Origin of the sequence: Ramlibacter aurantiacus (assembly GCF_016722895.1) — a bacterium.
Lineage (GTDB): Bacteria > Pseudomonadota > Gammaproteobacteria > Burkholderiales > Burkholderiaceae_C > Ramlibacter > Ramlibacter aurantiacus.
This window is the reverse complement of the sequence record NZ_JAEQNA010000003.1, coordinates 289,227-309,313: the sequence shown is the minus strand read 5'-3', so window position 1 is coordinate 309,313 and position 20,087 is coordinate 289,227. Positions and strand designations below refer to the sequence as shown.

Annotated in this window: 17 protein-coding genes; 9 read left to right on the top strand and 8 right to left on the bottom strand. The window is 68.0% G+C overall.

Annotated features, from left to right (window positions below; all coding sequences use genetic code 11):
* Positions 1-56: 56 nt before the first annotated feature.
* Genes JI739_RS11435 through JI739_RS11425 form a run of 3 tightly spaced genes read right to left on the bottom strand, consistent with a single transcriptional unit; the run spans position 57 to position 3,403 of the window.
* Positions 57-1,082 (bottom strand): substrate-binding domain-containing protein, encoded by a 1,026-nt coding sequence (locus JI739_RS11435; RefSeq protein WP_201684022.1) that lies wholly within the window; start codon positions 1,080-1,082, stop codon positions 57-59.
* Between the two features lie 31 nt (positions 1,083-1,113).
* Positions 1,114-2,391 carry a M20/M25/M40 family metallo-hydrolase gene (locus JI739_RS11430; RefSeq protein WP_201684021.1) on the bottom strand — a complete coding sequence of 426 codons (1,278 nt, stop codon included), beginning with the start codon at positions 2,389-2,391 and terminating at the stop codon, positions 1,114-1,116.
* A gap of 31 nt (positions 2,392-2,422) precedes the next feature.
* The gene (locus JI739_RS11425; RefSeq protein WP_201684020.1) at positions 2,423-3,403 is read right to left on the bottom strand and encodes a Bug family tripartite tricarboxylate transporter substrate binding protein; all 981 of its coding nucleotides are present in this window, start codon (positions 3,401-3,403) and stop codon (positions 2,423-2,425) included.
* 148 nt (positions 3,404-3,551) lie between these two features.
* On the opposite strand from JI739_RS11425, the gene JI739_RS11420 reads away from it, so the two are divergent.
* The 3 genes from JI739_RS11420 to JI739_RS11410 all read left to right on the top strand — a co-directional run bounded on the left by JI739_RS11420 (position 3,552) and on the right by JI739_RS11410 (position 8,919).
* The gene (locus tag JI739_RS11420) at positions 3,552-5,315 is read left to right on the top strand and encodes a thiamine pyrophosphate-binding protein (protein WP_201684019.1); all 1,764 of its coding nucleotides are present in this window, start codon (positions 3,552-3,554) and stop codon (positions 5,313-5,315) included.
* A gap of 161 nt (positions 5,316-5,476) precedes the next feature.
* Positions 5,477-5,938, top strand: a complete 462-nt coding sequence (locus JI739_RS11415; RefSeq protein ID WP_201684018.1) for a RidA family protein — start codon at positions 5,477-5,479, stop codon at positions 5,936-5,938.
* A 92-nt stretch (positions 5,939-6,030) separates the two neighbouring features.
* On the top strand, positions 6,031-8,919 hold the full coding sequence (locus JI739_RS11410) for a xanthine dehydrogenase family protein molybdopterin-binding subunit (RefSeq protein WP_201684017.1): 2,889 nt from the start codon (positions 6,031-6,033) through the stop codon (positions 8,917-8,919).
* A 4-nt stretch (positions 8,920-8,923) separates the two neighbouring features.
* Here the strand turns inward: JI739_RS11410 and JI739_RS11405 are convergent, their stop codons facing one another.
* On the bottom strand, positions 8,924-9,850 hold the full coding sequence (locus tag JI739_RS11405; RefSeq protein ID WP_201684016.1) for a LysR family transcriptional regulator: 927 nt from the start codon (positions 9,848-9,850) through the stop codon (positions 8,924-8,926).
* 275 nt (positions 9,851-10,125) lie between these two features.
* On the opposite strand from JI739_RS11405, the gene JI739_RS11400 reads away from it, so the two are divergent.
* Both JI739_RS11400 and JI739_RS11395 read left to right on the top strand, forming a co-directional pair.
* Positions 10,126-10,683: a hypothetical protein gene (locus JI739_RS11400; RefSeq protein WP_201684015.1), complete on the top strand. Its 558-nt coding sequence runs from the start codon at positions 10,126-10,128 to the stop codon at positions 10,681-10,683.
* Positions 10,684-10,841: 158 nt separating this feature from the next.
* Entirely contained in the window at positions 10,842-11,282 is a 441-nt protein-coding gene (locus JI739_RS11395; protein ID WP_354003714.1) for an ATP-binding protein, read from the top strand.
* Here the strand turns inward: JI739_RS11395 and JI739_RS11390 are convergent.
* Entirely contained in the window at positions 11,272-11,721 is a 450-nt protein-coding gene (locus JI739_RS11390) for a type III secretion system chaperone (RefSeq protein WP_201684014.1), read from the bottom strand. The two genes, JI739_RS11395 and JI739_RS11390, sit on opposite strands and share 11 nt — an antisense overlap.
* 188 nt (positions 11,722-11,909) lie before the next feature.
* On the opposite strand from JI739_RS11390, the gene JI739_RS11385 reads away from it, so the two are divergent.
* Complete coding sequence (locus JI739_RS11385; RefSeq protein ID WP_201684013.1) at positions 11,910-12,068, top strand: hypothetical protein; 159 nt, start codon at positions 11,910-11,912, stop codon at positions 12,066-12,068.
* Complete coding sequence (locus JI739_RS11380) at positions 12,065-13,732, top strand: hypothetical protein (protein ID WP_201684012.1); 1,668 nt, start codon at positions 12,065-12,067, stop codon at positions 13,730-13,732. The genes JI739_RS11385 and JI739_RS11380 overlap by 4 nt, the downstream gene beginning before the upstream one ends.
* A 1-nt stretch (position 13,733) precedes the next feature.
* On the opposite strand, the gene JI739_RS11375 is transcribed toward JI739_RS11380, so the two are convergent.
* Positions 13,734-14,660 (bottom strand): NAD-dependent epimerase/dehydratase family protein, encoded by a 927-nt coding sequence (locus JI739_RS11375; protein WP_201684011.1) that lies wholly within the window; start codon positions 14,658-14,660, stop codon positions 13,734-13,736.
* Between the two features lie 44 nt (positions 14,661-14,704).
* Between JI739_RS11375 and JI739_RS11370 the strand changes: the two genes are divergently transcribed.
* Entirely contained in the window at positions 14,705-15,787 is a 1,083-nt protein-coding gene (locus tag JI739_RS11370) for a CDP-6-deoxy-delta-3,4-glucoseen reductase (RefSeq protein WP_201684010.1), read from the top strand.
* On the opposite strand, the gene JI739_RS11365 is transcribed toward JI739_RS11370, so the two are convergent.
* Both JI739_RS11365 and JI739_RS11360 read right to left on the bottom strand, forming a co-directional pair.
* Entirely contained in the window at positions 15,756-17,354 is a 1,599-nt protein-coding gene (locus JI739_RS11365; RefSeq protein ID WP_201684009.1) for a tetratricopeptide repeat protein, read from the bottom strand. The two genes, JI739_RS11370 and JI739_RS11365, sit on opposite strands and share 32 nt — an antisense overlap.
* Entirely contained in the window at positions 17,351-18,931 is a 1,581-nt protein-coding gene (locus JI739_RS11360) for a tetratricopeptide repeat protein (RefSeq protein WP_354003713.1), read from the bottom strand. Before JI739_RS11360 ends, JI739_RS11365 begins: the two co-directional genes overlap by 4 nt.
* 94 nt (positions 18,932-19,025) lie before the next feature.
* Between JI739_RS11360 and JI739_RS11355 the strand changes: the two genes are divergently transcribed.
* Positions 19,026-19,997 (top strand): Bug family tripartite tricarboxylate transporter substrate binding protein, encoded by a 972-nt coding sequence (locus JI739_RS11355; protein WP_201684007.1) that lies wholly within the window; start codon positions 19,026-19,028, stop codon positions 19,995-19,997.
* The last annotated feature ends 90 nt before the right edge of the window (positions 19,998-20,087 follow it).

Here is a 20,087-nt window from a genome sequence, read left to right as displayed (position 1 = left end):
CCGGCATGAACCAGGGCGCAGCCCTGGCGCGGCCGCGCCGCCAGGACCGGGGCGACTCAGTCGACGTTCACGAACAGCTTTTCCAGCGGCACGGGCGCGTCGATGATGCCCTGCTGCGCAAGGAACAGGTTCGCCGTTTCCAGCGTCTTGCGATTGGCCTCCAGACCATAGGTCCAGGGGTCGTCGCCGAACACCTCGTACAACTCGTCGATTTCTTCGGTCATCCAGGGCAGCATGTAGCGCAGCGCCGAGTAGTTGCGCATGCGCTCCAGCGCGACCGCCTTGGATTCGCAAAACGCCTTGTAGAGGCTCCTGGCGATGAACGGATGGGCCTGGTACGCCTCTTTCTTGACGGCCACGAGGTGCATGATGGGGAAGATCCCGGTGCGCTTGTAGTAGTCCTTCTCGACCTGCTTGTAGTCAGGGAAAAGGCGAACCACGTCCGGACTGGTGCGCATCGAATGGGGGATGTGCGTGCCGATGATGGCGTCGATCTCGCCGCGCGCGAGCAACTCGCTCAGGGGCACCCCGCTGGTGTTCACCGTCACGTCGAAGCCCGGGGGAATGACCGTGGGGACGCCATGGCTGCCCGGACTGTTGACCGACCCTTCGAGCCATTTGATGCTCTTGATGTCCACGCCGAAATCGTTCTGCAGGTGGCCCCGCTGCCAGATGGCCGCGGACATGGTGAAGCGCATGACCCCCACGCGCCGGCCTTCCAGGTCCTTGGGGCCGCGGATGCCGGAACGCCGGTTGATGGTCATCATTCCGTGCCGGAAGCACTTGGACGGGAACACCGGCAGGGCCACGAAGGGCGAGGTGCCCTTGCTCACGCTGGTGATGTAGTCGCAGCTGGACATCTCGCAGACGTCGAAGGGCTGGGCTGCCATGGCGCTGTCGAAGAGCCGGCGCGGGAAGTCCTCGACGACGAAGCGCAGGTCGATGCCCTCGGGCTTCACCGCCCCGGTGTAGAGGGCCTGCATGCGGTCATAGAGCGCGCAGGCGAGCGTGATGGAGACCTTCCCGTCGGCCCCGGCGGCGTTCGAGGCGGCCTTGTCCAGCGTTGCTTCAGGCGTGTGCATGTGTTTTGCTCGGTCGTGGTCAGGGCGCGGTTCAAGGCCGTTCGCGGCTGCAGATGTCCAGGGCCATCAGCGCGTAGATCTGCGCCGCCTTGACCATCTCGTCGATCGCGATCTCCTCGTTGCGGGGGCCGATGCGGCGGCCGCGCGGGCCGATCTTGATGGCCGGGATGCCCATCTCGTTGTAGATGTTGGTGTCCGTCCAGATGCTCGCGCGGCCGGGCGCCTCGGGCTTGGGCGGGTGCCCGAACAGGTGCTCGTACACCGTGTGGGCCGACGCCACCAGCGGCTCGACGCCCCGGCCCTCGTAACCCATCAGCGACTTGTAGGGCTCGATGTCGTACTCGATGCCCAGGCCCGCCAGCGTCTGGCGGATTTCGTGGATCACCTGCACCGGGCGGATCTGCGGCGGGATGCGGATGTCGACGTAGACGTTGCACACGCCCGGGAAGTAGTTGGGCCGGTACGGCGCGCCGCCTTCGATGGCGCCCACGTTCACCTTGGGGAACAGCGGGCCGGTGGGCGAGTGGTAGACGTACTTCTCCTCGAAGCCGGCCGCCCACTCCTCCAGCGCACCGATGACCTTGGTCATCTTCACGATGGCATTCATCTGGTCCATGGGGAAGTCGCGCCGGTTGGTGCCCCAGGCCGCCTCGGCCTTGCCGAAGACCGAGATCTTGGTCAGCACCACACCCATCTGGGTCCAGATGATGTTGAGGTCGGAGCCGTCGGCCACCACGGCGTAGTCGGTCTGCATGCCGTGGGTCAACAGGTGGCGCGTGCCCACGCCTTCGCCGCGGTACTCCTTGGATTGCCAGGGGCCCACCGGCGTGCGCGAAATCTCGCCCACCACCGCCGCCAGCACCACGTCGCCCTTGAGGCGCACCCCACTCTTCTTCAAGGCCTTGCCGGCCATCATGAACGCGGCCACCCCGCCCTTCATGTTGGACACCCCCAGGCCGCGCACCACGTCGCCGGCAATCACGCCCTTGAGCTCCGACTCGGGCTCGACCTTGGCGACCATCCGCAAGTCGGCGTCGGTGCCGGTGAAACTGGTGTCGGTGTGGCCATTGAAGCCCAGGCTCAGGCCATTGCCCTCGCCACGCAGGATGCCCACGGCATTGGGCCGGTCGATCTCCACCTCCTGGCGCACCGACTTGAGCCCGTTGGATTCGTACCAGCCGAGGATGTAGTCCGCGACGCCTTTTTCCTGGCCGGTCGGACTCGGAATGCTGGTCAGGTCGCAAGCCAGTTGAGCCAGCTCATTCCGGTCGATTTGAGCCAGGACCTGGCTCGCGATTTCCTTGTTCATCGGGACTCTTTCAATTCGGGGTCGGACGCAATTACTTGGCGTCGGATCCGACTGCCTTGACGATCTCACCCCAGATCCGGACTTCGTCGGTGTTGTACTTCTGCAATTCGGCCAATGAACGCCCGTCGACCGGCTCCATTCCGGCGGCGACGAATTTCTCCTTGTAGGTGGGCTGGGCCATGAACTTGTTGATGGTCTCGTTGAGCTTTTGCCGGATGGCCGGCGGAGTGGCAGAGGACACGTAGACCGCGGTGGATGAAGGAGTCAATTGCGGATACCCGGACTGCGCCAGCGTCGGCACGTCGGGCAGCGAGGGGATGCGGGTGTCGCTGACCACGCCGAGCACACGCACCTTGCCCTGCTGCACCAGGGGCAGCACGGCCGTTGCGGTGGTGAAGCTCACCGGGGGGTCGCCCGCCGCCACGGCGACGGCGGCCGGGCCGGCGCCACGGTAGGGGATGGCCACGGCATCGGTTTTCCAGATGGCCCTGAACAGGTGCGCGGCACTCAGGTGGGACGAGGTGCCGACGCCCGAGGTGGCGAAGTTCACGCTCTTGCTCTTCATGACCGACTGCAATTCGGCGATGGACTTGGCCGGAAAATTGGCGTTGACGGTGATGGCATTGGCCTGCGTCGCCACCAGGGCCACCGGCACGAAGTCCTTGACGGCGTCGTAGCCGGCCTTCGCGGGATCCTGCACGGCATTGAGCGTGAAAGATGCCGTGGCCACCAGGATGGTGTAGCCGTCCGCCGGCGCTTTCGCCACCGCCTGGGTGGCGATGTTGCCGCCTGCACCCGTGCGGTTCTCGACCACGACCGACTGCTTCAGGGACTCGGTCAATCCTTGTGCCACGATGCGGGCCGCAATGTCGGCGGGTCCGCCAGATGGAAAGCCCACGAGCAGGGTAATTGGCCTGGACGGGTAGGCGTCTTGCGCCAATGCGGCCCCGGACATGGAAATGGCGGCCAGCAGCAGCGCGCCACGGCGGAGGTTATGAGTGAGCACGTTCATCACCTATCTCTCCAATGTTTGGAGCCGCGAATATAGATGGGGGTGTTTCAAACCAGCCGTGCATTTCCGTCACAGCAGAAGTGCGTACCGGACAAGCCCGTGCCCGGCCGGGCTTTCCATAATCGGACGTCACACAGCCCCGTCGACCATGAACATTCTTGACAAGCGCGAACTGGCGTCCCTATCGGCCAACGCTCCTGCCGCCGAGCCAGGCCGCAGCCGCACCGGCGGCGAGGTCCTGGTGGACGCCCTGCGCCTGCACGGCGCCGACCGCGTCTTCTGCGTCCCCGGCGAAAGCTACCTGGACGTGCTGGACGCGCTGCACGACGTGCCCGAGATCGAGGTGGTGGTCGCCAAGCACGAAGGCGCCGCGGCCTGCATGGCCGAGGCCGACGGCAAGCTCACCGGCCGCCCCGGCATCTGCATGGTCACGCGCGGCCCCGGCGCGGCGCACGCCACCGTCGGCGTGCACGTGGCGTCGCAGGACTCGACGCCCCTGATCCTGTTCATCGGGCAGGTGGCGCGCCGCCATCGCGGACGCGAGGCGTTCCAGGAGGTCGATTTCCCGGCGATGTTCGCCCCGCTGGCCAAGTGGGCCACCGAAATCGACGACCCGCTGCGCATCCCCGAGATCCTGGCGCGGGCGTTCCAGTGCGCCACCTCCGGGCGCCCCGGACCGGTGGTCATCTCACTGCCCGAGGACGTGCTGGCGCAGGCCTGCACCGCCGCCGACACCCTGCCCTACCGGCCAGTCAGTTCGGCACCGTCGGCCGCCGACGCCGCGGCCATCGGCGAAGAACTCTCCCGTGCCGAACGGCCGATGGTCATCGTGGGCGGGGGCAACTGGAGCGCGCAGGCCTGTGCGGATCTCTCGGCCTTCGCCCACGCCTGGAACCTGCCCGTGGCCTGCGCCTTCCGGCGCCAGGACCTGTTCGATAACCGCGATCCGCTCTACGCCGGCCACCTGAGCCTGGGCGTCAATCCCAAACTCGCGCAGCGGCTGGCCGGGTCCGACCTCATCATCGCGGTGGGCACCCGGCTGGGCGACATCACGACCAACGGCTACAGCACGCTGGTGCCGCCGCGGCTCGAGCAGCGGCTGGTGCATTTCCATCCCGACTCGTCCGAACTCGGGCGGGTCTACCAACCCGACCTGGCGGTGCAGTGCGGCCCGGCGGCCGCGGCTGCCATGCTGAAGGCGCTGCCCCTTCCAGCGGGCGCCGTGCCCTGGGCGCAGTGGACGCAGGACGCGGGCCGCGACCACCACGGGTTCGCCGCAGCGCCGGAACGCGACCCGGAGTACCTGGGCGTCTACATGCCCGATGTCATGGCCCACCTGAATCGGGTGCTGCCCGAGGACGCCATCGTCACGAACGGGGCCGGCAACTACTCCGTGTGGGTGCACCGCTTCTATCAATACCGCCAGCCGCGAACCGAGCTGGCGCCCATCTGCGGCTCCATGGGTTACGGGCTTCCCGCGGCCATCGCGGCCAAGCTTCGCCACCCGGAGCGCACGGTGGTCTGCTTCGCGGGCGACGGCTGCTTCCTCATGTACCCGCAGGAGCTGGCGACGGCCATGCAGTTCGGGGCGCCGGTCATCGTCATCGTGGTCAACAACGGCATGTACGGCACCATCCGCATGCACCAGGAGAAGCGATTCCCCGGCCGTGTGATGGCCACGCGCCTGAACACCCAGGGTTTCGTCCAGCTCGCGCAGGCCTTCGGCGCCCATGCGGAACTGGTCGAGGCGGCCGAAGCCTTCCCGGCCGCCTTCGAACGTGCCCGGGCAGCCGGCCGCGCGGCCCTGATCGAACTGCGCACCGACCCGCTGCAGATCACGCCCCAGGCCCGCCTCACCGGCGACGAGAACCAGGTGATCCTGCTGCGCAACGAGAAGGGCTCGCGCGCCTAGATTCACCACACCGCCAGGCGCTGTTCCAGATCAGGACCGGCGAGCACCGTCAGGGACCCGTCTGCGACTCGCTCAAGACTTACCCGATCCGGATTGATGGCGACCAGGTGTTCGTCCATATCGAGTCATCGGGCCGGGGGCCACATGCACAAGGAGAAACCATGAAAATCGAACAGCGCCTGCAGGAACTGGGCATCGAGCTGCCGCCCATCGGCCAGACCATCGGCACCTTCGTCCATGCGAAGCGAAGCGGCAACCTGCTGTTCCTCTCGGGCAAGGGTCCGCTCTATCCCAACGGCGAACGTGCCAAGGGCAAGTTGGGCGCCGACATGGACCTCGACCAGGGCTACCAGCACGCGCGCCAGGTGGGGCTGCTGCTGATCGCCGCGATGAAGCACGCCCTGGGAGACCTGGACCGCGTGGTCGACATCATCAAGGTGTTCGGCCTGGTGAACGCAACGGCCGACTATGTGGATCACTTCAAGGTGATCAACGGCTGTTCCGATCTGTTCATGGAAGTGTTCGGCGACAAAGGCACCCATGCCCGAACGGCCGCCGGCGCCAACTCCTTGCCCAACGGCATCCCGGTCGAGATCGAAGCCATCGTGGAGATCCGCGACTGACCGCTTCCGGTCCCGCGCGGCCAGCCGCAGCCATCCATGCAACGCAGACAAGCATGCGCCGTCAAGCACGCGGTGCCGGCGCGGGAGCTTCGATGAGCGCCACTGCCGCCGCCAAGTACGTCGGGCAGTACACCCAACGGCGCGAGGACCCCAGGCTGCTGTCGGGCGGCGCCCGGTTCGTCGACGACATCCACCTCGAGGGCATGTTGCATGCCTCCATCCTGCGCAGCCCGGTGGCCCACGGCCGCATCCGGGGCATCGACCGGGAACGCGCCCTGGTCCTGCCCGGAGTCCGGGCGATCTACACCGCGCAAGACATCGCCGCTGGAACGGCCGAGGGCATGGTGCCGCGGGTGCCGGTGCGGCTGGCGGGCATCCCGGAACTGCAGCCTTTCCGGCAGCCCGTCATCGCCGAGGGCATCGTGCGCTACGTGGGCGAACCCGTGGCCATCGTCATCGCCGACACCCCTGCCCGGGCCGAGGATGCGGCGGCTGCCATCGTTCTGGATATCGAAGCGCTTCCGGCCGTGGCCTCATGGGAAGCTTCGGCCCGGGGCGACACGCTGCTTTTTGCAGGCGCCGACAGCAACCGTGCGGTCACCTACACCGCCACCAAGGGCGACGCGCAGGCCGTGCAAGGCGCCTACCGGCGCCGCGAAACCCTGGGCGTGCAGCGCCACAGCGCACAGCCCATGGAGACCCGCGGCCTGGTGGCCGAGTGGGACGACGGTGCCGGCCGGATGGTCGTCTACGGCTCGACCAAGGTGCCGTTCTTCAACCGAGCGACGCTGGCGGACGCCCTGTCGCTGCCCAAGGACCGCGTCGACATGATCGAGGTGGATGTCGGCGGCGGCTTCGGTGTGCGCGGGGAGTTCTATCCCGAGGACTTCCTGGTGCCGTTCGCCGCTCGGGCCCTCGGGCGCCCGGTGAAGTGGATCGAGGACCGCCTGGAAAGCCTGCTCGGGACCAACCATTCACGCGAGATGGTGGCCGAGGTCGAGATCGTCTGCCAGCCCGATGGCCGCATCCTCGCGCTGCGCGGCCAGGTCAAGGTGGATGCCGGCGCCTACATGCGCACCAGCGGCCCGGTACCGTCGCGCAACGTCACGCAGTTCCTCTGCGGGCCGTACGACATCGCCCATGTCGATGTGCGCACCGAGGTCTACCTGACCAACAAGGGGCCGATCGGCTCGTATCGCGGACCGGGGCGTTTCGAGGCCGACTTCTTCCGCGAGCGCCTGTTCGACATGGCTGCCAGCGACCTGGGCATCGACCCGGTGGAATTCCGCCGCATCAACCTGGTCAAGCCCGGCCAGATGCCCTACCCCATCGCGGTGCTCGACCAGCCGCGCCGCGCCGAGGAACTGGACAGCGGCGACTACCTGGAAACGCTCGATCGCTGCCTGCTCGAATTCGGCTGGGACGACAAGCGCCAGCTGCAGGGGCGGCTGGTCGATGGCAAGTACCACGGCATGGCCGTGGGCTGCTTCATCGAAGGGGGTGGCGCCGGCACCAAGGAGACGGCCCGCATCTCGATCGGCCCCGACGGCACCATCGAGCTCACCGTCGGATCGGTGGATCTCGGGCAGGGCATGGTGACCGTGATGTCGCAGATCGCCGCCGACGCGCTCCAGGTGCCGATCGAGTGCATTCGCGTGCGCCACGGCTCGACCAACCTGCTGCAGGAAGGCTTCGGCTCGCACCACTCGCGCTCGACCATCATGGGCGGCTCGGCCGTGCTCACCGTGGCGAACGAGCTGAAAGAGAAGGTCCGCGCCACGCTGGCCGAGCAGTGGCAGTGCGCGGCGGAGCAGATCGAGCTTTCGCGCGGCCTCCGCGCGTCGTTTGGCGATCGCAGCGCCAGCCGGGCCGAGCTCGGCCAGCTGGGACTGGGCGTGGACGGTGAATTCCGCAGCAACACCAACACCTATGCCTACGGCGCGGCGGCCGCCCACGTGACCGTGGATCCCGAGACCGGGCGGGTGGAGCTGCTCGATTACTTCACCGTCGAAGACATCGGCCGGATCATCAACCCCCTGACCGCCAAAGGACAAGCCGTGGGTGCCGTGGTGCAGGGGCTTGGCGGCGTGTTCCTGGAGCACCTGGCGTATGACGCCGACGGCCAGTTCCTGGCCGGCAGCCTGGCCGACTACCTGATGCCCAGCGCAAGCGACTTCCCACGCATCCGCGCCATGGAGCTCGAGAATCACCCGTCACCCTTGAACCCGCTGGGCGCCAAGGGCGCGGGCGAGGGAGGAATCATCCCGGTGGGTGGCTTGCTGGCCAACGCCATTGCGGCAGCCCTGGCCAGCTTGAAGGTCCAACCCAAGGCACTTCCGCTGACGCCCTGCACCGTGTGGAGCCTCATCCACGCGCCCTCCGAGCCGACGCCAGTATCGAAGGAGGACGAGCCCACGCTGCTGCAAAGCCAGGAGCTGGTTCCCGCATCCGTCGACAGGGTGTGGCAGGGGCTGAACGATCCAGCCGTGCTGCAACAGTGCATCCCAGGCTGCGAACAGATCGAGCAGGAGTCGGACACCGACTTCGCCATCACCCTGCTCGCCGCGGTCGGGCCGGTGAAGATGCGATTCAAGGGCAAGCTGCGGCTGTTCGATCTGAACCCCCCGCGTTCTTACTCGCTGGCCTTCGAAGGCAAGGGCGGCTTCGCCGGATCTGCCAAGGGCACGGCGACGGTGAAACTCACGCCCGAGGGCGACCACACCCGCCTGTCCTACCGCGTCGCCAGCCAGATCGAAGGCAAGCTGGCCCAGGTCGGCTCGCGCCTGATCGACGGCGTCGCGCGGCAGACCGCGAAGGAGTTCTTCGATCGCTTCAACCGGGTGCTGTCGGCTGGTCCGGCGAGCCCGGCGGCCCGAGCGCCCAGCAAGCCCCTGCCCTGGCGGACCCGGCTGGTCGCGTACGGCGCCGCGTCGCTGGCGCTGGCGGTGGTGGCGGCCGCCTACTTCATCCTGGGCCGCTGAACCTTCATGCGATCACCGCGCCCGGCCATCCGCCGCTCTTGACGATGTGGGTGATCTCTTCGTGGAAGATCCGCATCATCGCCCAGTGCCCGACGATGGGCGCGCGGTTCTTGGAAGTGGCGATGCCGATCTGGCGGACCACTTCAGGCTCGACCAGGCGCGCCGCGCGCAGCTTGCCCTGGGCCAATTCGTCGGCGACGGCCGCCACGGGCAGGATGGTGGAACCCAGGCCTGCCTGAACCATGTGTTTGGTGAGGCTGGTGGAGCCGTCGCATTCGGCAACGATGTTCAGGCTGACCCCCGCCTGCTGCGCCAGCCCCTCGGCCAGGACTCGCAGGCCATAGGACGTGCTGGGAAGGATCAGCGGCACGCCGCCAAGGCCGGAAACGGGGAAGGTGTCGCCGATGTGGGTGTGCGCCGGCGGCGCGATCAGGCTCACATGTTCATGCAGGAGGACATCGACCTTCAATTCGGCGGTGTTCTTCGGCAGGTAGAAAAGCGCGATGTCCACTTCGCCGCTCGCGAGCAGGTTGAGGATTCGCGCGCCCAGCCCTTCGATGATCTTGAGCTGCGTATTTGGAAACTGCTCCTTGAGTCTCAGGCTCAAGGGAATCAGGGAGATGCGAGCGATGGTGGGCTGGGCGGCGATGACGAGTTTGCGAGGGCCACCGCATTGGTAGATGCGGATCGCATTGCGCGCGTTCTCCATCCGAGTGACCACGTCCATCGACAGTTCGTACAACGCCTTTCCGGCCTCGGTCGGGACGACGCCACGCCCGCTGCGGTGGAGCAGCCGCACCTGAGTGTCCCCCTCGAGCCGGGCAATCACGCGGCTCAGGGTCGAATGATCGGCGCCCAGTTCCAATGCAGCCTTGCTCAGGCTGCCCGAACTGACGATACGCACAAAGCACTCGAGATCATCCGAATTCATGATGCATCGGCCGTCTTCTGGTGGTCCATTCCGACAAGTGCCATGAGTGGGGTTGCAATCCTCATCGGCAATCCGGGGCATGGTAGCAGCCGCACCTTGAAAGCCGCCCTTGTCACCCGACCTGTCTGCCGGGGCGCAACGCGTTTTCCGGCACCGATACAGATTCGCCAAGCGCCTGTTACATCTAACAAGCTAGCGGCGGAACTGCCTCCAGCCCTCGGCCACATACGGGCGTTGCCGCAGACTACAAGTCATGGGCATTTAATCACCACCTCATGAGCAATATCCATTCAAGAGGCAACGGCCACCTCCCACTCGAAGCCGCGCATGCCATGGCGCGGCATCGAGCAGACGGGCTGAAGGGCAGGCCATCTCACAAGGATGAAAACGTGTCGAACTCGGGACAGTTGATGGCGGACAGCGACGTGCAGGAAATCAATCGCTCGGGTAATCCCGAATCTCCCGACTCAATGGCCTGGCTGACCCGCCCATCCATGTCAGCCACCGAACTCGGCCTGCCCGCCATCCGCTCGGAGCCCCTTCACCTGCGCACCGTCCAGGACGAGCGTGTACTCGACCGGACCGGTGTTTTCGAGGGGGTCAATTTCGCCACCCTCATCAGATTCTCTGCCGTGCTCTCCGGACCGGGCTTCAAGGAAGCGCTGCAAGCCGTCCACCGGGAACCCGGCTCCGTGTCGGCCGCGGAACGGGAGGCACTCGATGCCCATCTGCGCCAGTGTGTGGAGCATGAGACCTCGCGCGACGGCGCACCCGTTTCGCATCAGCGGGCGATCGAACTGCTTATAAAAGGACTAACCGCCTTGACTAACTAGTAGTTCTGAGGCAATTTACGGCTGAACCGTAGTCCTTGGAGCTGCCCGTGATTGCCCACCCCGCCCCAGCTGAGTCTCCTGTCCAGGCGCCCCTGAGTCAGCCTGAAGGACTTCCGCGCACACCTGCCCCCGCAGACGAAGCGCTCTTCCGACAGCTGGTGCAAACCCATCAGCACCGGCTCTATCGGTTCATCGTCAAGCACATCGGCTGGGGAACCGACGCCGAGGAAATCACCCAGCAGGCCTTTGTCGAAGCGGCCCAGAGCTACGCCAGCTTCCGAGGAGCGTCCGAGCTGTCCACCTGGCTGTACCACGAGGACCCCAGCGGCACGGTGCTGGTCGAGGCCCGCATCGTGCGCGGCGCCATCTGCGTGAGCCTCACCGACAGCGCACCGCCGTTCAACCCCCTGCTGGTGCCCGAACCCGACACCACGCTGGCCCTCGAGGAACGACAGATCGGCGGGCTGGGTCTGCTCTTCGTGCGTCGCACGGCAGATCGGGTGAAGTACCGACTGCTCGATGGCGACGGCCGGCCGCCGCGCAACCAGGTCTGTTTCAGCAAGCGCCTGCACGGCGCCGTGCAGCACCCTAGGCCATGAGCCTCGGCTGGGGCCTCTTGCGCACCGATGCGGCATCTCCCGGTGGCTGCGACAGCCGTGTCGACCACGCTTGAGCGACTTCCAGCAACTGCTCCAGGCGGCGCATCAGGGTTCGCAAGCCGGTGTCGCGCACAGGTATGTCGGCCTGCGCACAGGGAAAGCCGTCCGGCGCCACGGACAGCGTGGCCGGCACGCCGCCGATGGCCGTGCAATTGCCCTTGAGCATCAGCAGCAGCCAGGCGGGGTCCAGCGTGTCGGCCTGCGGGGTGTGCAGAGGGCACGTGAGCACCAGGTGATCCCGGCCGGCATCGAACAAGATGCCAACATGCCATTGCCGATCGACCACCAGCCGGCATAACCCCGCCTCGTCGAACGCCAGCTCCAGGCCCAGCGCGTGGCCCAAGTCGTGCAACAGGTGGTCAGCGGCGGCAGCGGCCATGGTTTCCTTCGACGAGTGTGTTCGGATGCCGCCTAGGGTGGCCAAAGGGCGGGCGCAAGTCAACCATTGACCCGCGCCGAACATGAGGTGTCTTCCCACAAGACGTGCAGCACCGAACCGACGCTACCGGGTCGACCGCTGGTTAGCCTCAGGCGCGTAGCCCACCACCGCCCCATGCGCCTGCCCTCATGAAACGCACTGCCCGACGACTGCGGCTGCGCGCGCGCCGATGGATACCTCACCTGGTGGTGGCCGTGAGCCTGCTCGTCGCCTCGGAGATCCTGTGGCTGTGGCAGACCTGGCCCTTGCGCAACCTGCTCTCGGCCACGGGCGGGGCGGGAATGTGACCGCCCGTCGTCGTCGCTCGGCGCTGCGCCTGCTGGTCATGGGGGTCCTGGCTGCCTGGGCCGTGGGACTGGCTTTCGCCACGCTGCGCCTGCAGCCGTGGCAGCAAGAGCTCACGCAGGTGCTGAACCAGCTGCGCGCGGACGAGTTGCTGCGCAGCAGCTTCACTCAACGCGACCAGGTTCACCCGGACTGGTATCGCCAACGTGCGATGGCCCTGCTGTCGGCGGTGGAGCGGCTGCGCGACGACACCAGCTGGTCGCTCGTGATGCCCGGGTCCTGGCATGCGTTCGACGACCTCGAGGAACGGGCTGCCGCGCGCATCGACAGGGCCTTCAGCCAGATCGTGGTCGAGACCATTCGGCGCGAGCTCGACGCGCGCGTGGCGAGCCTCAGCGGCGTGGGTCGTCATCCGGTGTCGGGCGAGGCGCTGGTCGGCACCGATTGCACCTCGCCCGTGCAACTGGCGGGCCCCGGCGCGGCATCCTCGGGCGCGGGGCTGGAGGAGCTGCCTGCCCATGCCAGCATGGCGCGCCATCTCGCCGCCGTGCAGGAACTCGACCGGGCCATCGCGGCGCTGCGCTCGCTGCAGGACCCCGACACGGCAGACCCCGAGGCCATGCGCATGCTGGTGCGCTACAGCCTGCATGCCGAGCTGTCGGGAGGCGCCCTGCGCAGCCTGGAGCTGTTCCACGCGTCGACGGCCCTGCCCCCGTCGCAGCTCCAGGCACTGGTCGAGCGGGTGCGGTGGGGCATGTGGTGCACCGTCTCCAGGGGCATGTCCACCCTGCACGCGCAGTGGCTGGATCGTCACGAACTGCTGGCGGCCGAAGACCAGCTCGCGCGTTTGCGCCCGTCCAGCCTGTTCGAGCCCGCCACCTCGCCGGTCGCCTTCGCGGCCAGCGTGGCGCGGCTGAAGTCGGCTCACGCGCTCATCGAACGCCAGGCCCGGTTGCTGTCGCGCGGGCCGCACGAATGGATGCGCCCAGGCGCGCAGGAACTCGGCCCAGCCCACGAGCGACTGCTGCAGCAGGTCGCCGCGACACCCCTGCTGGGCGCCGAGGCGGCCGAGCGATTGAAGGTGCAGGCGCAGGTCAAGCATGCCGCGTTCCAGCGCCGGTTCGAAGCCCACTTCGCACGGGCAGGTTCGGGGCTGGTGTGGCTGCCGGGGCAGCAGCGCTATGCCCTGGCGCCGGAGCGCGCGGCCCTGGGCGATGGACTGGGGCGCCTGCTCGAACAACCCTTCATGGAGGACCGTGCGATCGAAGCGGTTCGCCCCGCGGCGCTGGGCGCTCCCACGCAACTGCAGGAGCTGCTCGAACTGGTGCAGCAGCGCCGGCAATTCCTGCGAGAGTCGTTGCCGGTGTTTCCTGTCACGCTGCGGCCACAGGTGTCGCGCTATGTCGAAGACCGGATCGGCCAGCGGGCGTTCGAGCTGGGCACCCGTTTCCTGGAAGGCGCTGCCGACACCGGCATGATGGGTGTCAGCGCTGCCGACGTGGCGTACCAGCGACTCGGTCAGGTGGAAAGCACCTTGCGGGAGACCGGCTCGCCTTTGCTGGCACGGCGCACGCGTGAGCGACTCGAGCGGGACGTCCTGGCGCCACTCGCCGCGAGCTACGGCCGCCCGGCGCCGCTGCTGCTGCCGCCGCTGCGCGCCGATTGACTCAGGGCGGCCCGACGAGACCTTCGCGCGCGGTGGGGTAACGCAGGCGCACTCGCAGCTCGTCGGCCAGCCGGCGATTGCGCAAGCGGCGCGATTCGCCCATGAAACTCAGCACGCCCACCGGCAACACGGCTGATGCGGCATCCCGGGCGATGCGCGGGGGCCTGGGGAGGCCGTACAAGTCGGCCGCGAGGTCGAAGTAGTCCCCCATCTTCAGCTCGCTGTCGTCGCTCGCGTGGTAGATGCGCTGCGGCCTGCCGCGCCAGAGGCTGGCGAGCACCACCTGGGCCAGGTCGTCGGCATGGATGTGGTTGGTGTAGACATCGTCTTCGGCACGAAGCACCGGCATGCCGCGCTGCAGGCGCTCGCGCGCGCCGCCCGCGCGATCGGCCGCATAGATGCCGGGTATGCGAAGGATGCTGCTGCGCGTGCCGCTGCCGCGTCCGAACCAGCGCACCATCGACTCGGCATGGACGCGTCGGTGGGCGCGCGGCGTGGCTGGCGCCACGGCGGCAGTCTCATCGATCCACGCGCCGCCACGGTCACCATACACACCGGTGGTGGACCCGTACACCAGGGACCGGGGCGGCGTGCGCCTGCGCAGGGATCGCAGGAGCGCCGCCGAGCGCGGGTCTTGCCACCAGGGCTGTGCGGCGGCCGGTGGCGGCGCCAGGTACACCACGCGGGTGGCCAGGCCGGCAAGCCGGGCCAGGGACTGGGGCAGGTCGAGGTCACCCCGCAAGGGCGTGATGCCCCGCTCGCGCAGTTGCGGCACCCGCGCGGGCGACGAGGTGAGGGCCAGCAGGCGAACCCTGGCATGGCCCGCCCGGGCCACGCGCAGCCCGACGTCGCCGCAACCGATGATCAGGACGCGTTCCCGGCGGAAGCGCGCCGGCAGCGCTCCGAGGGGGGTCTGGTTTGAAGGCAAAATCGCTGAACCATCGCAGTACGAAACACCCGAGGATATAGAAGATGACGAGTGCCACGGCCCAGGCGGGCCCGTTCCAGGTCACCGTGCAGCCCAGCGGCCGCAGCTTCAGCGTGGAACCTGGCGAGACCGTCCTGGCCGGCGCCATCCGCCAGGGCGTCGGGCTGCCCTACGGATGCAAGGACGGCGCCTGCGGCTCCTGCAAATGCAAGAAGCTCGAGGGCGAGGTCTCGCACCGGGCCCACCAGAGCAAGGCCATGAATGCCGCCGAGGAAGCCGCCGGTTACGTGCTGACCTGCAGCGCCTTTCCGGGCAGCGACCTGGTGCTCGAATCGCGCCAGGTCACCGACGAAAGCGCCTTCCCGATCCGCAAGATGCCGTCGCGCGTGCAGGCACTGGATAAGCGTTCGCACGACGTGATGATCGTGCGCATGCAGCTGCCGGCCAACGACACGATGCGCTACCACGCGGGGCAGTACGTCGAGTTCATCCTGCGCGACGGCGATCGTCGCAGCTATTCGATGGCCAACGCGCCGCACACCCTGATGCGCGCGGAAGGCGGTGCGCCGCCGGTGCCGGTGATCGAACTGCACATCCGCCACATGCCCGGGGGCAAGTTCACCGACCACGTGTTCACCGCCATGAAGGAGAAAGAGATCCTGAGGCTGGAAGGACCGTACGGCAGCTTCTTCCTGCGAGAGGACTCGGACAAGCCCCTCATCCTGCTCGCGTCGGGCACCGGCTTCGCGCCCATCAAGGCGGTGATCGAGCACATGCAGTTCAAGGGCATAGCCCGACCGGCCACCCTGTATTGGGGCGGGCGCCGGCCGCAAGACCTGTACCTCGATGACTGGATCCGCGCGCGCTGCCAGGAGATGCCGCATCTTCGTTACGTGCCGGTCATCTCGAACGCACTGCCCGAAGACAACTGGACCGGCCGCACGGGCTTCGTGCACCGGGCCGTGCTGGAAGACCACCCCGACCTGTCGGGTCACCAGGTGTATGCCTGCGGAGCGCCCATCGTGGTGGAGTCGGCGCGTGAAGACTATTGCGCCCGCGCAGGCCTGTCGCCCGACGAGTTCTTTGCCGACGCGTTCACCAGCGAGGCGGACAAGCACCGCGACTGAGTCGCTGCTCCAGGCCCTGGCGCACGCGCTGCAGCACCGGCTCCCAGTCGCGGTCCGGCCCCTGGCGCCACAGCCTTGCCGAGGCGTACCAGGGGCAGTCCTCGCCCTCGCGCAACCACCGGTAGTCGGGTGCGACGGGCAGAAGGATCCAGGTGGGCCGCCCCAGTGCGCCCGCCAGGTGCGCCACGCAGCTGTCGACGGTCAACACCAGGTCCATGTGCGCGCACAAGGCCGCGGTGTCCGCCAGGTCGCCCAGCTGCGACCCGAAGTGACGCAGCCGCGGATGCGCGCCCAGGAACGGCGCGTCGGCCTCACGCACTTCCTTGTGCAGGCTCACCGGCTCGCAGTCGTCGGGCAGCGCCCGCAGGATGCGCTGCAACGGGATGCTGCGGCGATGGTCGTTGCGGTGCCTGGGATTGCCCGACCACACCAGGCCCACTCGCAAGCCTTCGCGGGGCCCCAGCCGCTGGTCCCATTGCCGCACGAGTTCGGGTTCGGGCTCGAGGTAGCCGCCGCGGCCCGGCACGGTTTGAAGATTCACGCCCAGCGCGTGCGGCAGCGTGAACAAGGGGCAGAACCAGTCGTGGGGCGGCGAAGCGGCGGACGTTGCGAACAGCTCGTCGACGCCCTCGAGCCGGGAGAGCACGCGCCGCAGCGGGGGCTGGACCTGCAGGAGCACGCGCCCCCCAAGAGCCGTCACCTCGCGGGCGAAGCGCGCCAGCATCAAGGTGTCGCCCAGCCCTTGCTCGGATTGCAGCAGCACCGTTCGACCTTCGATCGGCTGCCCCGTCCAGACCGGCCGGTCGAAAACCCGATGGCGATTGGCCTCCAGCTTCCAGCGCGCATCGAGCATGGCCCAGCCCTGCGCCCACTGGCCCTGGATCAGGTGGGTGCATGCCTTGTTGTAGAGCGTCTCCGGATGCCCGGGCTCGATCTCGAGCGCACGATCGAAATCGGCCTGCGCCCGCGCCAGGTGACCCAGCTCGTGCCACAGCGTTCCCCGGTTCATGAAGGCGAGGTGGGAGCGCGGTTCGAGGGCGATCGCACGGTCGTAGTCGGCGCGAGCGAGGTCTTGCTGGTCGAGGTCCTGGCGAGCCGCGCCTCGGTTGACGTGGTAGTCGGCGCAGTCCGGCGCCAGCTCGATGCCTCGGTCGTACCCGGCCACCGCTTCGCCCACACGCCCGATGCGATGAAGCGTCGTGGCCCGGCTGGCATGGGCGGCGGCCAGGTCGGGCTTCAGTTCGATGGCCAGGTCGAACTGCTCCAGCGCTGCGTCGGTCTGCTTCAAACGGACAAGGGCGGCTCCCAGCATGCGGCGAATGGCGGCATCGTGCGGCCGCAGCGCCACGGCGCGGTCGAGGCACTGGCGCGAGGCCTCGTAATCCGCCTGGTCATGAAGCATGGCGCCCAGCAGCCAGAGCGCATCCGCATGCACGGGATCGAGGCTCAGCACGTCTTCGAAGGCGCGGCGCGCCTGGTCCCAGTCGCCGGCCTGCTGCAAGCCCACGGCCTTGAAGAACCGGGCGACCACCTGTCGCCGCGTGTCCTGCGCCCCCGGCGTGATCACGTGGCCAGCACCAGGTCGCCGGCCATGACCCAGCGCTCCAGGTCGCGACGCACCCGCTGCAGGACGGGCGGCCAGCTCTGGTCGGGCCCCTGCCGCAGCAGCTTCGATCGGGCGTACCAGGGGCACCACTCGCCGGTGGCCAGCCAGCGGTAATCGGGCGGGTGGTGAAGCAGGATCCAGTTGGGAACACCCAGGGCTCCCGCCAGGTGCGCCACGCTGGTGTCCACCGTCACCACCAGGTCGAGCTGGCTCACCAGGGCCGCGGTCTCGGCGAAATCGGTCAGCTCGGACTCGAACCGCCGCATCGGCGCGAACGACTCGACCGCCTGGCACTCATGGGGGCGCGCATGGGCCTGCAGGCTCACATAGTCCCACCCGGCGGGCAATGCCGATGCGAACTGCGCGAACGGAATGCTTCGCCGGTGGTCCTGTGAATGCCCGCCATAACCGGACCAGGCCAGTCCGACCCGGGGCTGCGTGCGCGGCCCGAGGCGCCGGGCCCACTGCGCCTTTCGAGCCGGGTCGGCGCGCAGGTAGCCAGCCCGCGCGGGCACGGTATCGAGCCGCAGGCGCAGGGCCGCCGGTAGCGAGAACAGCGGGCAGTTGAAGTCGTGCGGCGGCGGCTGTCCCCCCAGGGGCCGGACCTGCGCGATGCCGCACTGGCCCTGCAGCAGCGGCACCAGGCTCGGCTGCACCTCCATGACCACTTGCGCACCGGCCTGCGCCAGGTCGGCCGCGAAACGCGCGTTCATCAGCGTGTCCCCCAGCCCCTGGTCCGCGTAGAGCAGGAGGGTGCGGCCCTCCAGGCTCTCTTGGCCGGTCCAGCGCGCACTGGGAAGCTTGCGCCTGGGGAGAGTGTCCCAACGGTGTTCATACAGCGGCCAGCCCTGCGCGTAGTCGCCCAGCGCCAGCAGCGTGCAAGCCTTGCCGTACCGGGCCGCGGCGCGGTCTTTTCCGCTTCCCCGCTCGATCACCTGGTCGTAGAGGCGCAGGGCCTGACCGAACTCGCCCATGAGCTGGTGCAGCCGGGCGCGGCCCGCGAGCGGCGCCACGCCGTCGGGGTCCAGCTCGATGGCGCGTTCATGGCTGGCAACCGCCTCGTCCAGACGATTCAAACGCTCGTACGCGAGTCCGCGGCCCACGAGCGAGTCGATGTGGCCTGGTTCGGTGTGCAGCGCCTGCTCGAAGCTGGCCATTGCCTCCTGCAGCCGCCCCGCGTGGACCAGCAGCGTGCCCCGCTGGCAGTGGGCGCTCGCCACGCCCGCATCGAGCTCGATCGAGCGCTCGATATGTGCCAGCGCTTCGGCCCGACGCCTGGCCGCGGTCAAGAGCGAACTCATGAACTCATGATCCTTGGCGTGATCGTGCAGGCGCAGCACCTCCTGCGTGGCTGCGATGGCTTCATCGACGTCGCCCTGGTCGGCCTGCACGCCGGCCAGCAGGCGCAGGGCATCGAGGTGTTCGGGGTCGACCTCGAGGACCCGCCCGTAACCGCTTCTCGCCTCCTGCAGGTCACCGGCCGCGTGCGCCGCCACGGCCTGGGCCAGCAGCTGCATGACGGCGATGGGATCCTTCACCATATGCACTCCATCCATTCATCGAAACGAATGCAATCTACCTACTCGCTGCTGAGCTCGCAAGGGGGGCATCGCTGCCGGCAAAATACCGGCCATGCAACGTAGATCCACCCTCGTCCTCGCTGCGGCCGCCCTGGCCGCGCCGCTGATCGGCCGGGCGCAGCCGGCCTCGCGTCCGATTCGCCTGATCGTGCCTTACGCACCCGGGGGACCCATCGATGTGACGGCGCGGCTGCTGGCCGAACGGGTGCGCGACACGCTGGGCACCGTGATCATCGAAAACCGTCCCGGCGGCGGCGGCAACATCGGCGCCGATGCCGTGGCGAAGGCCGCGCCGGACGGCCAGACCATCGGCATCTCCGCGGTGGCCACGCACGCGATCAACCCCTGGCTCTTCAGCAAGATGCCGTACGACGCGGCCAAGGACTTCGCCGGCATCACGCAGATGGTGCGGGTGCCCAACGTGCTGGTGGTGAACGCCGACACCGCCGCGCGCCTGAAGATCAACACCCTCGCCGACCTGATCGCCTATGCCCGGGCCAATCCGGCACGCCTGAACTACGGCAGTGGCGGCAACGGCAGCGCCGGCCACCTGGCCGGCGAGATGTTCAAGCGCGACGCCCGCATCTTCGCGGTGCACATTCCCTACAACGGGGGCAACCCGGCGCAGCTGGCGCTGCTGTCCGGCCAGGTCGACTTCAACTTCGACAACCTCGCCACCGCCGCCCCCAACATTCGCTCGGGCCGGCTCAAGGCACTGGCGGTGACCACGCTGCAGCGCTCGCCCTACCTGCCCGACATCCCGCCGGTGGCGGACATGCTGCAAGGCTTTTCCATCGACACCTGGTGGGGGCTGGTGGCCCCGGCGGGCACGCCGCGCGAGACGCTGCAAACCCTCAGCCGCGCCTTCACCGCCGCCTTGCAGGCTCCCGAGACCAAGACCCGTTTCGCCCAGTTGATGGCCGAGCCCGTACCCAGCACGCCGGAGCAGTTCGACACCTTCATGCGCTTCGAGCTGGCCAAGTACGAAAAGATCGTGAAGGCCTCGGGCGCCAAGGTCGACTGACATCCCTTGTCCTACAAGGCTGTAGGGAAGGTCCCACTTGGCCTAGGTCGGCAGTTGGCTAGATTGGAGCTTCGGCACCACCCTTCGAAA